Here is a 769-nt window from a genome sequence, read left to right as displayed (position 1 = left end):
GGCGCCGCCGGCGCCCGAGGCGCTGCGGATCGCGCGGCTGGAGGCGGAGAATCGCAGGCTGGCGGAGGAGAACACGTTCTTGAAAAAAGCCGCGGCCTTCTTCGCGAAGGAACAGCGGTGAGCGAGAAGTTCACGCTCATGCACGCGGAGAAGGCCAACCACACGATCGGCCTCATGGCCAGGCTCCTCGAGGTCTCTCGCGCCGGCTACTACGCCTGGGCGAAACGGCAGGGCACGCTCTCGCCGACCGCAGCCCGGCGGACGTGGCTGGCAGAGCAGATCCGCACGATACACGCTGAGTCGAACGGCGTGAACGGGTTCCGGCGGGTGCTCGCCGCGCTCGCTCGGCGCGGCATCAGCGCCTCGGAGGGGCTGGTGCGCGGCATCATGAACGAGCTGGGGATCTTCGGCATCCAGCCCCGGACGAGCAAGCGCACCACGATCGCCGCCGACGACGAGCACGACCGCCCCGACCTGATCCGCCGGGACTTCACCGCCTGCCGGCCCGGCGAGCGGCTCGTGGGCGACATCACCTACTTGCGCACGGGCGAGGGATGGCTCTATCTGGCGACCGTGATCGACCTCCACAACCGTGAAGTGGTGGGCTGGTCGATGGCCGCGCACATGCGCACCGAGCTGATCAGCGACGCGCTGCGGATGGCCCACGCGCACGGCCGCATCGCACCGAACGCGATCTTTCACTCGGACCGCGGAGCTCAATACACATCGGCTGAATACGCCGCTCTCGCGAAGGAGCTCGACGTGCGAC

The 769-nt window shown here is 68.7% G+C and carries 1 pseudogene; it reads left to right on the top strand.

The features are described from left to right. A pseudogene (locus AAHA49_RS17815) lies at window positions 1-769 on the top strand (IS3 family transposase); the annotation flags it as partial.

This window comes from Brevibacterium ammoniilyticum (assembly GCF_038429965.1).
Classification (GTDB): domain Bacteria; phylum Actinomycetota; class Actinomycetes; order Actinomycetales; family Brevibacteriaceae; genus Brevibacterium; species Brevibacterium ammoniilyticum.
This window is presented reverse-complemented; position numbering and strand designations above follow the sequence as displayed.